The sequence below is a fragment of the Corynebacterium neomassiliense genome (genome assembly GCF_900626215.1).
GTDB classification, from domain to species: domain Bacteria; phylum Actinomycetota; class Actinomycetes; order Mycobacteriales; family Mycobacteriaceae; genus Corynebacterium; species Corynebacterium neomassiliense.
The window spans coordinates 917,308-930,273 of record NZ_LR131106.1 but is presented as its reverse complement, the minus strand read 5'-3'; the positions used below and the strand labels follow the sequence as shown (position 1 = coordinate 930,273).

12 protein-coding genes are annotated in these 12,966 nt (G+C 66.2%); 5 read left to right on the top strand and 7 right to left on the bottom strand.

What is annotated here, in order from left to right:
• Positions 1-5: 5 nt before the first annotated feature.
• Together E0E18_RS04035 and E0E18_RS04030 are read right to left on the bottom strand one after the other, a co-directional pair.
• The gene (locus E0E18_RS04035) at positions 6-716 is read right to left on the bottom strand and encodes a DedA family protein (RefSeq protein WP_078057025.1); all 711 of its coding nucleotides are present in this window, start codon (positions 714-716) and stop codon (positions 6-8) included.
• A gap of 21 nt (positions 717-737) precedes the next feature.
• Complete coding sequence (locus E0E18_RS04030) at positions 738-1,403, bottom strand: O-methyltransferase (protein ID WP_078057194.1); 666 nt, start codon at positions 1,401-1,403, stop codon at positions 738-740.
• A gap of 136 nt (positions 1,404-1,539) precedes the next feature.
• Between E0E18_RS04030 and sigE the strand changes: the two genes are divergently transcribed.
• From sigE to tatB, 3 genes are read left to right on the top strand one after another with little or no spacing between them, the layout of a single operon-like run.
• Complete coding sequence (sigE, locus tag E0E18_RS04025; protein ID WP_066583192.1) at positions 1,540-2,154, top strand: RNA polymerase sigma factor SigE; 615 nt, start codon at positions 1,540-1,542, stop codon at positions 2,152-2,154.
• Positions 2,138-2,521: an anti-sigma factor family protein gene (locus E0E18_RS04020; protein WP_110481231.1), complete on the top strand. Its 384-nt coding sequence runs from the start codon at positions 2,138-2,140 to the stop codon at positions 2,519-2,521. The genes sigE and E0E18_RS04020 overlap by 17 nt, the downstream gene beginning before the upstream one ends.
• Before the next feature lie 47 nt (positions 2,522-2,568).
• Positions 2,569-3,156, top strand: a complete 588-nt coding sequence (gene tatB, locus E0E18_RS14375) for a Sec-independent protein translocase protein TatB (RefSeq protein ID WP_130839393.1) — start codon at positions 2,569-2,571, stop codon at positions 3,154-3,156.
• A gap of 38 nt (positions 3,157-3,194) precedes the next feature.
• Here tatB and E0E18_RS04010 read toward each other — a convergent pair whose 3' ends face one another.
• The 4 genes from E0E18_RS04010 to E0E18_RS03995 form a co-directional block, all read right to left on the bottom strand.
• The gene (locus tag E0E18_RS04010) at positions 3,195-4,325 is read right to left on the bottom strand and encodes an Mrp/NBP35 family ATP-binding protein (protein WP_130839392.1); all 1,131 of its coding nucleotides are present in this window, start codon (positions 4,323-4,325) and stop codon (positions 3,195-3,197) included.
• A gap of 79 nt (positions 4,326-4,404) precedes the next feature.
• Positions 4,405-4,965, bottom strand: coding sequence for a DUF1003 domain-containing protein (locus tag E0E18_RS04005; protein ID WP_066583176.1), 561 nt, complete (start codon positions 4,963-4,965; stop codon positions 4,405-4,407).
• A 96-nt stretch (positions 4,966-5,061) separates the two neighbouring features.
• On the bottom strand, positions 5,062-6,333 hold the full coding sequence (locus tag E0E18_RS04000) for a magnesium transporter MgtE N-terminal domain-containing protein (protein ID WP_066583175.1): 1,272 nt from the start codon (positions 6,331-6,333) through the stop codon (positions 5,062-5,064).
• 43 nt (positions 6,334-6,376) lie between these two features.
• Positions 6,377-7,504, bottom strand: a complete 1,128-nt coding sequence (locus tag E0E18_RS03995) for a magnesium and cobalt transport protein CorA (protein ID WP_130839391.1) — start codon at positions 7,502-7,504, stop codon at positions 6,377-6,379.
• 142 nt (positions 7,505-7,646) lie between these two features.
• On the opposite strand from E0E18_RS03995, the gene E0E18_RS03990 reads away from it, so the two are divergent.
• Entirely contained in the window at positions 7,647-7,841 is a 195-nt protein-coding gene (locus E0E18_RS03990; RefSeq protein ID WP_066583172.1) for a hypothetical protein, read from the top strand.
• Positions 7,842-8,018: 177 nt separating this feature from the next.
• Here E0E18_RS03990 and E0E18_RS03985 read toward each other — a convergent pair whose 3' ends face one another.
• On the bottom strand, positions 8,019-11,822 hold the full coding sequence (locus tag E0E18_RS03985) for a multifunctional oxoglutarate decarboxylase/oxoglutarate dehydrogenase thiamine pyrophosphate-binding subunit/dihydrolipoyllysine-residue succinyltransferase subunit (protein WP_066583170.1): 3,804 nt from the start codon (positions 11,820-11,822) through the stop codon (positions 8,019-8,021).
• Between the two features lie 256 nt (positions 11,823-12,078).
• Here E0E18_RS03985 and E0E18_RS03980 point away from each other — a divergent pair, with 256 nt between their 5' ends.
• Positions 12,079-12,885, top strand: a complete 807-nt coding sequence (locus E0E18_RS03980; RefSeq protein ID WP_066583169.1) for a hypothetical protein — start codon at positions 12,079-12,081, stop codon at positions 12,883-12,885.
• Positions 12,886-12,966 lie beyond the last annotated feature (81 nt).

Sequence of the window (12,966 nt, the reverse complement as noted above, 5' to 3'; positions counted from 1 at the left end):
AGTGCTCAGGCAGCCGGCGGGGGCACCGGACCGTCGGCGACCGCCGGCACGGAGCGGGAGGTGCTGTGGATCTCGTGGTTTCCGCGGTTTCCGTGGCGTCCCCGGCGTCCCCGCCACCACTCCAGGGCCAGGGGGATGACGGAGAGAGCCACCAGACCCACGATGATGAGGTCCACGTGCTGCCTGATGACGTCGATTCCGCCGAGGAAGTGACCCGCGACCGGGATCAGACAGGCCCAGGCGACACCGCCGATGATGTTGTAGGGGATGAACCGGCGGCGTTCCATGCCGCTGATGCCTGCGAGCACGGGGACGATCGTGCGGATGACGGGGACGAACCGGGCGAGGATCACCGCGTGGGGTCCACGTGACCTGAAGAACTCGTGTGCCTTGTCGATGCGCTCCTCCCCGATGATCCGCGCCGCCCGGGAACGCAGGATCGACGGGCCGGTCCACCGTCCGATCTGGTATCCCAGCTGGTCACCGAGGACGGCGAAGATCACCGCGACGAGCAGCAACTTCCAGACGGGGAAGACCGGGTCGTCACCGCCGGTGAACAGTCCCGCGACGAAGAGCAGCGAGTCACCGGGCAGGAAGAACCCGATGAGCAGTCCGGTCTCGGCGAAGAGAACCAGGGCTATGCCGACCAGACCGAAGGCGGAGACGATGTGTTCGACGTCGGTGACGCTGTGGTAGAGGTCGATGATGGATTGCACCGGTCGAACGATACACCGGGCTCAGCGGCGGGTCACCACCGTCATGCCCGCGCCGAGGGGGAGACGGGCGGTCTCGACGGTTCCCGTGTCCCGTAGTCCTGCCAGGTGGGCCTCGACGGCCCGGGCCGCCTCTGCCTGTCGGTCGGTGCGCGCCGGATCCCCCGGTGCACCGTCGAGGAGGGCGTCCAGCAGCACGAGGACGCCACCCTGCCGCAGTGCCGGCAGTGACGAATCCACCGCGGTGGTCAACAGTTCCGGGTCGACGTCGGCGATGATGAGGTCATAGGAGTCTGTCGCCAGCCGGACGATGCCGTCGAGCGGGGAGGAGGGGACGAAGCGGAATGAGGTGGGACGCCGTCCTGCGGAGGTGAACGCCTGCTTCGCCAGCTTCTGGTGCTCCACTTCAGGGTCGATGCAGGTGACATGCCCGGTACCTTCCGGGAATCCGGCGAAGAGGTGCAGGCCGATGACACCGCATGCCGGGGACATCACCACGGCGCCGGGCTGAGCACCGGCGACGGGACGCGCGGCGAGGAAGGTGAGGAACTCCCCGGTCGCGGCATCCGGGTACAGCAGGCCGAACTCTGAGGCGGCCGTACGCGCCTCGGTGAGAGCGTCGTCGGAACGGGCCGTACCGTTGATGTAGGAACGGACGGCGTCGAGGGCTGAACCGGTGTTGACATTCACGGTGACCAGCTTAGGGGATGGGCCGGCCGGCGGGGGTGACATGGCCTCCGCGGGTACGGTAGATTCTTCGTACGAAGTGAATTTCACAGGTGGCGTCCAGCTGACAGTGACCCTACGACAATCCCGGGAATGCAGGATGGTGGCCATGAGTTCCGTTCAGTCCTCCGACCGTACCGCTGATGAACCTCCTGTCGGGGGTACCGGCGGGTTCGACAGGGGAGAGTCGGAGATGCCCAGCTGGGCTGAGCTCGTCGCCGAGCACGCCGACGACGTCTACCGTCTCGCCTACGGGCTCAGCGGAAACAGGCAGGACGCCGAGGATCTCACCCAGGACACGTTCATGCGGGTGTTCCGGTCGTTGAAGAGCTATCGCCCGGGAACCTTCGAAGGGTGGCTGCACCGCATCACCACCAACCTCTTCCTCGACATGGTCAGGCACCGGTCGACGGTGCGCATGGAATCGCTCCCGGAGGACTATGAGAGAGTCGCCGGTGACCAGCCGGGCCCCGAACGTGCCTACGAGTTCAACAATCTCGATCCTGCACTTCGACGCGCGCTCGACGATCTCAGCCCCGAGTTCCGTGTCGCTGTCGTCCTCTGTGACGGTCTGGACCTGAGCTACGAGGAGATCGCGGACACTCTCGGCCTGAAGATGGGTACCGTCCGCTCCCGGATCCACCGGGCGAGGGCACAGCTCAGGGCGGCTCTCGACCGTTCTGCAGGGGAGTTGAGCTATGTGGCACGGGCGTGACGTCGGTCATCTAAGTACCGAGGCCGTCGCTGCGCTGGTGGACGGGGAACTCAGCCGGGTGGCGGAGGACCGTGCCAAGGCACATCTGGTCCACTGCGGTGAATGCCGTTCCGAGGTCCGCGCCCAACGTCAGGCCGCTGACCGGATGCGTCGTGCGGGCGCCCTCCAGGAGGTGCACGCCCCGGGATCACTGCTGGCCAGGTTGACGGGCATTCCGGCGTCCTGCGGGGACTCCCCGGACGAGCCGCCGGGAGAGTCGACTGTGGGGGTGGACGGGTGCCGGCGTCCGGAGACTTTCGGCGACCGGCTCTCCACCACGGTCCGGCGGGCTCTGCGTGTGTCGCACACCGGACGGGGACGGCGGTAGAATCACCGGGGTCACGTAACTGCAGCCCGGAAGTCAGGTGGAACCCGTTGTTCTCCAGTGTCGGTTGGGGCGAGGTCCTCGTCCTGATCATCGTCGGGATCATCGTCGTCGGACCGGAGCGACTGCCCCGGATCATCAACGACGTCAAAGCCATCGTCCTCGCCGCCCGGAACGCGGTGTCCACGGCGAGAGAACAGATCGACTCCGAGTTCAAGGAGGACTTCGAGGACCTCCGCAAACCCCTGTCCCAGCTCAACGACGTCCGGCGGATGGGTGCCCGCGGTCTGGTGAGCAAGGCGCTGCTGGACGACGATCCGGAGTTCCTGCGGGAGATGCAGGACACGGCACGCGGCGTCACCGGGGCATTCTCCGCCACCCGCGGTCGGACGGGCCACCCGCAGGCGGAGGAGAGCGCCGACAGGGGAACAGAATCCGCAGGGGAGCACACCGGAACTGCGACCGGGACAGCGGCAGCCGCAGCAACCTCCGGTGCGTCGGCAGGAACAGAAGTAAGCAGGACGCCCGGTGACCCGGCCCGGACAGACGCCGCGCCGGACACCTCCGCCGCGACAGCCCCGTCAGGTGAACGGGCGGTCGGCGACTGGAGCCGTGTCGACGACGCAGATATCCTCTGACCGACCGTCGGAAGCGGCAGAACAGGCGGGAGAAGCTCTCAGCGGCGTGTGACGCCCAGGTTGAGGGGTCGGCCCGCCAACGACTGCTTCCGGGTCACCAGCCGGTCGGCGATACCCGCGAGTGCGGTCGCAGCCGGAGACCCGGGCTGTGACACCACGATCGGGTTTCCCACGTCGCCCCCGACGCGCAGGTCCGGATCCAACGGGATCCGGCCCATCAGCGGGACCGGGGAACCGGTGATCTCCGAGAGATGGTCCGCGACGATCTGACCACCTCCGGAACCGAAGACATCCATCTTCGTCCCGTCGGGCAGTTCCAGCCAGCTCATGTTCTCGATCACCCCGCCGATACGCTGCCGGGTCTGCTGGGCGATCGAACCTGCGCGCTCCGCGACCTCCGCCGCCGCCGCCTGGGGCGTCGTGACGATGAGAAGCTCGGCGTCCGGGACCAGCTGGGCGACAGAGATGGCCACGTCGCCGGTACCCGGAGGCAGATCAAGAAGCAGGACATCCAGGTCCCCCCAGAACACGTCGGAGAGGAACTGCTGGATCGCCCGGTGGAGCATCGGTCCCCGCCAGATCACCGGGGAATTGCCGTCGAGGAAATGACCGATCGAAATCAGCTTCACCCCGAAAGACTGCGGCGGGATGATCATGTCGTCGACCTGGCTGGGGTGGGCGGAAGAGCCCATGAGCCGGGGTACGGAATGGCCGTAGATGTCCGCGTCGACGATACCGACATTGAGGCCCCGTGAGGCCAGTGAGGTGGCCAGGTTCACTGTCACCGATGACTTGCCCACGCCACCCTTGCCGGATGCAACGGCAAAAACCCGGGTGGTCGAATCGGGCTGTGCGAAAGGTATGACCGGTTCAGAGGTCGCGCCACGGACCTTCAGGCGGAGCTCGCGACGCTGCTCGTCCGACATGACGTCGGTGGTCACCGTGACCTTACGGACCCCTTCGACCCCCTCTGCCGCCGCACGGGTCCTGTCGGTCAGGGTGCTCTTCATGGGGCACCCTGCGATGGTCAGATAGATCTCGACCGCGACCGCATCTCCGTCAACCTCCACGGATTTCACCATGCCGAGATCGGTGATGGGGCGGTTGAGCTCGGGGTCCTCGACCGCTTCGAGTGCGGTACGGACGGCGGATTCAGTGACAGTAGACATCAGGACAGAATATTACGCCAGCGGAGTGTCGCCGTGGTAGGAGCCGCCGGCAGGCGGCAGGTAGCCGGAGGCGCAGGACTCAGCGGTCAGCCGGATCGCCCTGGGCGGAAGGCTCACCGGGATCCTTCGGGGAGTCGGAGTCATGCCGCTGGTCCTCCAGCTTGTCCTCGATCCTGCGCAGGAGGTCGGTGAGGTCGTCGAGCTCATGCCGCAGATAGTCCCTGGTGACGTTCTCACCGACGGCGATACGCAGGCCGGCGAGTTCCCGGGCGAGGAACTCGGTGTCCGCCTTGGTCTCCGCGGCCCGTCGACGGTCCTCGTTGAGGGATACGCGGTCGCGGTCGTCCTGCCGGTTCTGGGCCAGCAGGATCAGCGGGGCGGAGTAGGCGGCCTGTGTGGAGAAGGCGAGGTTGAGGAGAATGAACGGGTAGGGGTCCCAGTTCCACCACATGCCCCCGATGTTCAGGGCCACCCACACGATGACGAAGACGGTCTGCCAGAGAAGGTACTTCCCGGTGCCGAGGAAGCGTGCGATCCTCTCCGCCCCGACGCCGATGGCGTCCCCGTCGAAGGAGAAGAACCTCCGGTGACGCGAAGTGGTCGGGGTGTCCAGGTCGGTGCGTGCGTAGTTGTCCGGCACGGTGCCTCCTTCGTGCGGTAGTCGTGCGTGTGGTCAGACAGACGTGGTGGGGGCACCGCGGCAGGTGTTCCTGCGGGTCCCCGGGGAGGAATGAAGTCAGGCCGGTGAGCGGTGGTCCCGCCAGTCCTCGTCCCGCCAGTCTTCGGGAAGAAGGTCGTCGAGAAGGTCGTCGACGGCGACAGCGCCGAGGAGGTGCTGGTTGTCGTCGAGAACCGGTCCACAGACAAGATTGTAGGTCGCGAAGTAACGGGCGGCAGTCTCCACCGAATCATCGGCGCGCAGGGCGGGCAGATCCAGGTCGAGGATACCGCCGATGAGCGCGGACGGCGGTTCCCTCAGGAGTTTCTGCAGGTGGACGCATCCGAGATATCGTCCTGTGGGAGTTGCCTGGGGCGGCCTGACCACGAAGACGAGGTTGCTCAGGGACTGCGGAACCTCCGGGTTGCGGGCGTGGGCCAACGCCTCGGCCACGGTCGCCTGGGGGGTGAGGATCAACGGTTCGGAGGTCATCAGGGCACCGACCGTGTCCGGGGAGAAGCTCATCAGCCGGCGCACCGGTTCCGACTCCTCAGGGTCCATCAGCTCGAGCAGGACGTCGGCCTTGTCGTCCGGCAGTTCACCGAGCAGGTCGGCGGCGTCGTCCGGGTCCATCTCCTCGAGAATGTCCGCCGCACGTTCGATGGCGAAGGTGTCGAGGATCTCGGTCTGTTCGTCGTCCGGAAGCTCCGCCAGCACATCCGCGAGGCGTTCATCCGACAGTTCCCCGGCGACCCGGGCGCGACGGTCCAGGGGAAGCTCGTGGAGGACCTGCGCGACATCGGCGTTGCGCATCTCCTTGAACTCCGCGATCAGTTCGGCGTCCGCATCCTGGGGGCCGGCACCGGAGGCGGAGAGACCGTGCACATGGGTGAGTGGGACGACCGCGGGTGCGGACCTCCTGCCGAGGCGACCCCGGACTATCACCGCGAAACGGCTGACATCCCATTCGCGGGTGCGGGTTAGTTCCAGTTCGACGTCCGCGATCTCGACGGCCCGTCCAGCCAGGTGCTCATGCTCGGGATCGTCGATGTGCACCTTCGCACCGATGAGGTCGTCCATCACCGTGAGCTCCCCGGACCGGGACTTGAAAGGCCTGAGACTCACTGAGCTGGTGTTCATCGTGACTTCTGTGGGATCGATCGAGGCTATCCGGAGCATCGGCAGGAATATCCTCCGCTTACCCGCGACCTCGACGACCAGCCCCAGCGCCCGGGCCCGGTTGGACCTGATACTCACCACGACGTCCCGGACCCTGCCCACGGACTCGCCGTCGGCTCCGAGCAGCATCATCCCGGCCAGACGGCCGGCGAAAACTCGCGAGGCACTCATGCCCCAGACAATACGCGATACGGTGCCTGCACCCCGTCACCGGTCACAGCCAACGGTTGTGACGGAAGAGGGCGATCAGACCGGTACAGATGGAGATCATGACGCAGATCACGAGGGGGTAACCGAAAGGCCAGGTAAGTTCAGGCATGATCTCGAAATTCATCCCGTAAATCCCGGCGATGAGGGTCGGCACCACCGCCACTGCGGCCCACGCGGAGATCCGGCGCATGTCAGTGTTCTGCTGCAGGGAGATCATCGCCGCAGCCGCGTCGACGAGGGAGCCCAGCCTCTCGGCATGGTTGCCTATGCGGTCCGCAGCGAGAATCTGGTGGTCCAGCACGTCCCGCAGGTAAGCGCGGCTCTCCTCGACGATGACGTGCTGGTCGTCCATGAGGAGCCGCAGGGCGACGGTCAGGGGGTCGATGGCGTGGCGCACCTCCAGGACCTCCCTCATCTGCAGGTACACCTCCTGGATGTCGAACCCGTTGCCGGGTGCGAAGACTGTCGTCTCCATGGCACTGACATCGTCCTCCAGCTCGTCGCTGACGGCGAGATAGTGGTCGACCACGTCATCTGCCAGGGAGTAGAGCACGGTCTGCGGAAGGAACAGGCGCCGGAGATTCTTCTCTATCCGCACAGTGGGGTCAGGGGTCTCGCCGTGGCAGACGGTGATGACGAAGTCGGAGCCCAGGATCGTCTGGATTTCACCGGTGGTCACATCCGGGGTCGGATCAGGGTCGGTTCCCCCGGAGATGTAGTTCACCGGCCGGAGCACGAAGAGGATCTGGTTACCGTAGTGTTCGAACTTCGGTCGTTGATGTGCGGACACGGCGTCCTCGACGATCAGCTCGTGGATACCGAAGACCTCGGCGAGCCGGTGCATGAACACCGCATCCGGCTCTGAGACATCTATCCAGCAGAAGTCCCCGTCGCCGAGAGAGTCATGGAGCTCGGCCAGAAGACCGGTGGCGTCACCGTCAGGGTCGATCTCCGTGCGCTCTCCGGGCACCACCGCGCCGTGGGCGACATCCGGTCCGGGACGACGGTACACGGTGCACCGGGCAGTCACCGGAGGGGAAGGACGCCCGGATCCGGGATGTTCGGTGGAGGGAAGCTGCCGGAGAGGGGACAACGGGGTGTAGGGACGTCGGCCGGACTCGGGACTGGGCATGGTCAACAGTCAACCAGAACCACCGGTACGCGGGGTGGAGACCCGCCCTGGAACGCGGCCGTCTGCCCTGGGCGGGCTATCCTTGGCGGGACGGTACACGTGCGCACGCACACAGCGTGGAAAGGGACGGTGATCCAGAGGTATGACCCGACTGATAGCCGGCGGCCTGTGGGGACTTGCCGTCATCCTTCTCGTGGCGGGGAACGGCCTGTGGATCCCCCATGCGGTCGCGGGAGCTGCTGCTACGGCGGGGGCACTGCTCAGCGACCGCAACAGGTGGTGGGGCCTGATTCCCTGGATCGCGCTGGTGGTTCTCATCCTTGTCGTCTGGTTCTGACCGGACGTTCTGACCGGACGTTCTGACAGGGCGCCCCGACCGGGCGACCCCGGGGACGGTGCGGGTGGAGCGATCTTCCGGTGATCAGGGCGGGGGAAATACAGGGCCCCGGACCACCTGCCGTGACAGGTGGTCCGGGGCCCGGAGCCGGTGGCGGCGGTCGTCCGCCCGCACCGGTCAGTCTTCGAACGCCTCCTTGAGCAGTGCCTCCTGCTCAAGGTGGTGGACCTTCGTCACACCTGTGGCGGTGGAGGACTGGGCACGGCGGGAGACCCGCTTCATCGTGAATCCGGGCAGCCTTTCCGGCAGGTTGAGGGCCAGGAAAGGCCACGGGCCCTGGTTGGCGGGCTCGTCCTGCACCCACCGCACCTCGGCACCCGGGTAGCCCTCCACGACGGTCTCCCTGATGCGGTTGTGCGGGATCGGGTGGAGCATCTCGACCCTGACCACTGCGACATCGTCGCGGCCGAGTTCGGCCCGCTTCTTCTCGAGGTCGTAGTAGATCTTACCGCTGCACATGAGGACCGTCCTGACACCCGAGCGGTCCACGGACCGGTCGGCGAAGCGGGGGTCGTCAATCACGGAGCGGAACTTGGTGACCTCGGTGAAATCCTCCAGCGGGGAGACCGCAGCCTTGTTGCGCAGCATGGACTTCGGGGTGAACACGACCAGGGGACGCCGCATGGTGCCCAGCGCATGCCGGCGCAGCAGGTGGAAGTAGTTTGCCGGCGTCGACGGCTGGGCGACGGTCATCGACCCCTCCGCAGCCATCTGGAGGTACCGCTCGATACGTGCTGAAGAGTGGTCGGGGCCCTGTCCCTCGTAGCCGTGGGGCAGGAGCAGGATCACGCTGGACAGCTGACCCCACTTCGCTTCACCGGAGGAGATGTACTCGTCGATGATGGTCTGCCCGCCGTCGGCAAAATCGCCGAACTGCGCCTCCCAGGCGACGACGGCGTCCAGGTTGCCGACAGAGTAGCCGTACTCGAAGCCCATGCCCGCGTACTCGGTCAGCGGTGAGTTGAACGCCCGGAACGAACCGCCGTTGCCGGCCTTGCGGGCCACCATCTCCAGGGGACTGAAGGGCCGGTTGGTCTCGGAGTCGAAGAGGATCGCGTGACGCTGGGTGAAGGTGCCGCGCTGGGTGTCCTCACCGGCGAGGCGGACGAGCCTGCCCTCGCGCGCGAGAGAGCCGAAGGCGAGCAGTTCGGCGAAGGCCCAGTCGATATTTCCCTCGCGGGACATCTGGTGACGTCGCTTGACGACCGGACGGACCCGCTGGTGGACGTGGAAACCCTCCGGGGCGTCGACAGTGAAACTGTCACCGATCTCGGCGATGACGTCCGGGGTGACCGAGGTGTCCAGCCCCGTCGACAGTGCCTGGCCTCCGGCGATGCCGGTCTGGGCGGCGGGGACGGTGTCTTTGGCACCCTCCTTGACCTGGTTGAACACAGACTCCAGCTGGCCGTGGAAGTCGTCTGCGGCCCGTTTGGCGTCCTCGGCGGTGATGTCGCCCCTGCCGACGAGAGTGTCGTGGTACAGGGACCTGACAGTGGGGCGGTTCTCGATGATGCTGTACAGCTCCGGCTGGGTCATCGACGGATCGTCGGCCTCATTATGGCCGCGGCGACGGTAGCAGACCAGGTCGATGAAGACGTCCTTGCCGAAACGACGCCGGTACTCTACGGCGAGGCGGGCGACCCAGACGACGGCCTCGGGATCATCGCCGTTGACGTGGAAGACCGGGCAGTCGAATCCCTTGGCGATGTCTGTGGCGTAGTGGGTGGACCGGCCACGGTCCGGGGTGGTGGTGAAACCGATCTGGTTGTTGACCACGACATGCACGGTGCCGCCGACAGAGTAGCCGCGCAGCTGTGCCATGTTGATGGTCTCCTGCACGATACCGAGCCCGGTGAAGGCGGCGTCACCGTGCATGAGGATCGGCATCACCGGGTGCTCGGAAGCTCGCGGGGAGAGATCCTGGTGGGCCCTGGCGAGCCCCTCCATGACAGGGTTGACGGCTTCGAGGTGCGACGGGTTCGCCGTAAGGGTGACCTTGATGTCGTTCTCGCCGAACATCTGCGTGTACACGCCCTCGGTACCGAGGTGGTACTTCACGTCACCGGAACCACCGGCGGCGGCGGGCTCGATGTTCCCCTCGAACTCGCTGAAGATCGTGGAGTAGGGCTTGCCGACGATGTTCGCCAGCACATTCAGGCGTCCCCGGTGGGGCATGCCGATGACGATCTCCTCGAGACCTTCTTCAGCTGCCTGGTCGGCTGCGGCGTCCAGCAGCGGGATCAGTGACTCGGCGCCCTCGAGGGAGAACCGCTTCTGTCCGATGTACTTTGTCTGCAGGAAGTTCTCGAAAGCCTCCGCGGAGTTCAGCTTCTGCAGCAGATACTTCTGCTCGGGGGTGGACAGCTTCTGCTGACCCGCCTCGATGTGCTCCTGGAGCCACAGACGCTCGTCCTTGTCGAGGATGTGCGTGTACTCCGAGCCGACCTTCCGGGTGTAGGCGTTGCGGAGGGTACTGAGAACCTCACGCAGGGTCATGGTCTCCCGGCCGGCGAAGCCGCCGACGTGGAACTGGCGGTCGTAGTCCCACAGGGTCAGACCGTGACTCTCGATCTCCAGGTCCGAGTGGTCGGGCACAGGAAGTCCGGGCTGGGTCCAGTGCAGCGGGTTGATGTCGGCCAGCAGGTGACCCCGCGACCGGTAGGCCTCGATCAGCTGCATCACGCGGGTCGACTTGTCGACTCCCGTATTGGGGACGTCCTGGCTCCACCGCACGGGGGAGTAGGGGATACGCAGGGAGGCGAAGATATCGTCCCAGAACTCGTCGTTGATGAGCAGTCGGCTCATGTCCCTCAGGAACTCGCCGGACTCGGCACCCTGGATGATGCGGTGATCGTAGGTGGAGGTGATCGTCACGAGCTTGCCGACGCCCAGATCCGCGAGACGGTCCTCGGAGGCTCCCGCGAATTCGGCGGGGTAGTCCATGGCTCCGACACCGATGATCGCGCCCTGACCGTGGGTGAGCCGGGGCACCGAATGCCTGGTTCCGATCCCGCCGGGGTTGGTGAGCTGGATGGTGACGCCGGAGAAGTCGTCCATGGTCAGCTTGCCCTTGCGGGCTCTGAGGACGATGTCCTCGTAGGCGTCGACGAACTGCTCGAACGTGAGGGCCTCACAGCCGCGGATGGCGGCGACGACGAGATTCCTGTTGCCGTTCTTCGCCACCAGGTCGATCGCCAGCCCGAGGTTGATGTGCTCCGGGGTGACCACCGAGGGCTTGCCGTCAATGACCTGGTAGTTGTTGTTCATCGTCGGATGGGCCTTGACCGCGTTGACCATGGCCCACCCCAGGATGTGGGTGAAGCTGATCTTTCCACGGCCCTGGGAGCGCAGGTGGCTGTTGATCAGGGAACGGTTCTCGAACATCAGCTTCGCGGGCATGTCCCTCACGGTGGTGGCCGTGGGGATGTCGAGAGAGGCGTCCATGTTCTTGGCGATGGCCCGCTGGGCGCCCTTCAGGGCGGCCTCGCCCGGGGTGGGCTGTTCGACGGTGAGGTCGGGGGCAGGGGGAGCGACACGTTCCGGGATCGGGTTGGCGGAGGGCGCGACATTGGTCGCCACGGCTGCGGCTGCATGGACCCGGTGCGGTGCCGGCGCGGGAGCCTCGGGTGCACGGTCGGCGGGGTGCGGCCTGCTGACCGGTGCGGCGTGTTCGGTCCGGGTAGTCTTCCCGGACGGTGCGGAGGAGGTGGTAACTGTGTCGGTGGTGGCGGGCGCCGAGGGGGTGTCAGAGTCCCCGGTCCGGCCCTCGGGGAGGCTTCCGGAGGGTTTCCCGGAGAACCTCCCGGAATACTCGGAGAGGAAGTCCCGCCATTCCTTGTCCACGGACTGCGGGTCCTCCCTGAACTGCTGGTACATCTGGTCGACCAGCCATTCGTTGGAACCGAAATTGGTGCTGTTCACAGCAGGTCCTCGCCTCATTTCATGATGTCGTCAATCTCGACCCACCACACTACTACATGTGTCCTGTACCACGATGTCGGAGGGGCGTCCCTGAAAATCACAGGAAAACCTGGTGTCACCGCGGGGTCATCTGAGGTAACCCCGGCACTCCCGGCCGCCCCCGGCTCTCGGCTAGCATGGTGGTCGGTTCCGATGGCGTGCCCGGGCGACGTGCCCGGGGCGACCCGGTCGGAGTGGACCGTAGGAGGTTCCCCTCGTGGGTTTCTATGTGGACATCGCTGAAGCACTTGACGCGGAGGGGATAGAGTCCCGGGTCAACGACGGCACGTTGTTCGTGCCGGTGTCGGAGGACCTCGAGATCCAGTTCGTCGACATCACCGGCGGCACCGGTGTTCCCGGGGCCAACGTCTTCCTCGCTATGGCGGATGTCGCCGAGGATGACGAAGAGTTCGAGGCTGCTCTCGTGGGGGTGGTGTTCTCTGTCGAGGACGCCGTCTCCACCGTCGCCCGCTACGTGGCCACCGACCTCGTCGTAGGTACGGTGCGCGACCTGATCGAAGGGACGGACCCGCGCATCGCGGACCTGGAGTTCGTCCAGGACCCGGTCGACGCGCTGACCGTGAGTGCCGAGGTCGGTGAGAACTCCGAGATCGTGGTGACCTTTGACGGGGAGTCCGAGACCCCGGCTGCCAGGGTCCAGTTCGTGACGCTCGGCGAGGACTTCGAGGACCTCATGGGTCAGGCCGTCGCAGAGTTCTGGGGGGAGGACGCCGACGACGAGGACCCGGAGCCGGAGGACGACCCGACCGGGGCCTCGGACTCGGACCGGCGGCGCATTCTCGAGGGGATCGCACACGACATCGCCGACATGACCGAAGAGGTTCTGGAGTTGGGGAGCTACACCGACTTCGACCGGCTCTTCGATGTCCTCCAGGTCGCCGGTGAGCAGGCGGAGGCGTGGGAGGAGCTGCTGGTTCCCCTGGAGAACTTCTGGGAGGACGAGGATGACGCCGATGATGACGGGGAGGACGACTACGACGGGGACGCCGCCTCCGTCGACTGACCCGGCACCGGGGCGTCGGCGTCCTTCCGGGGCGGCCAGGGTCCCGGCGTCAGCCCCCTGACCCCTTCACCCGGCCAAGGT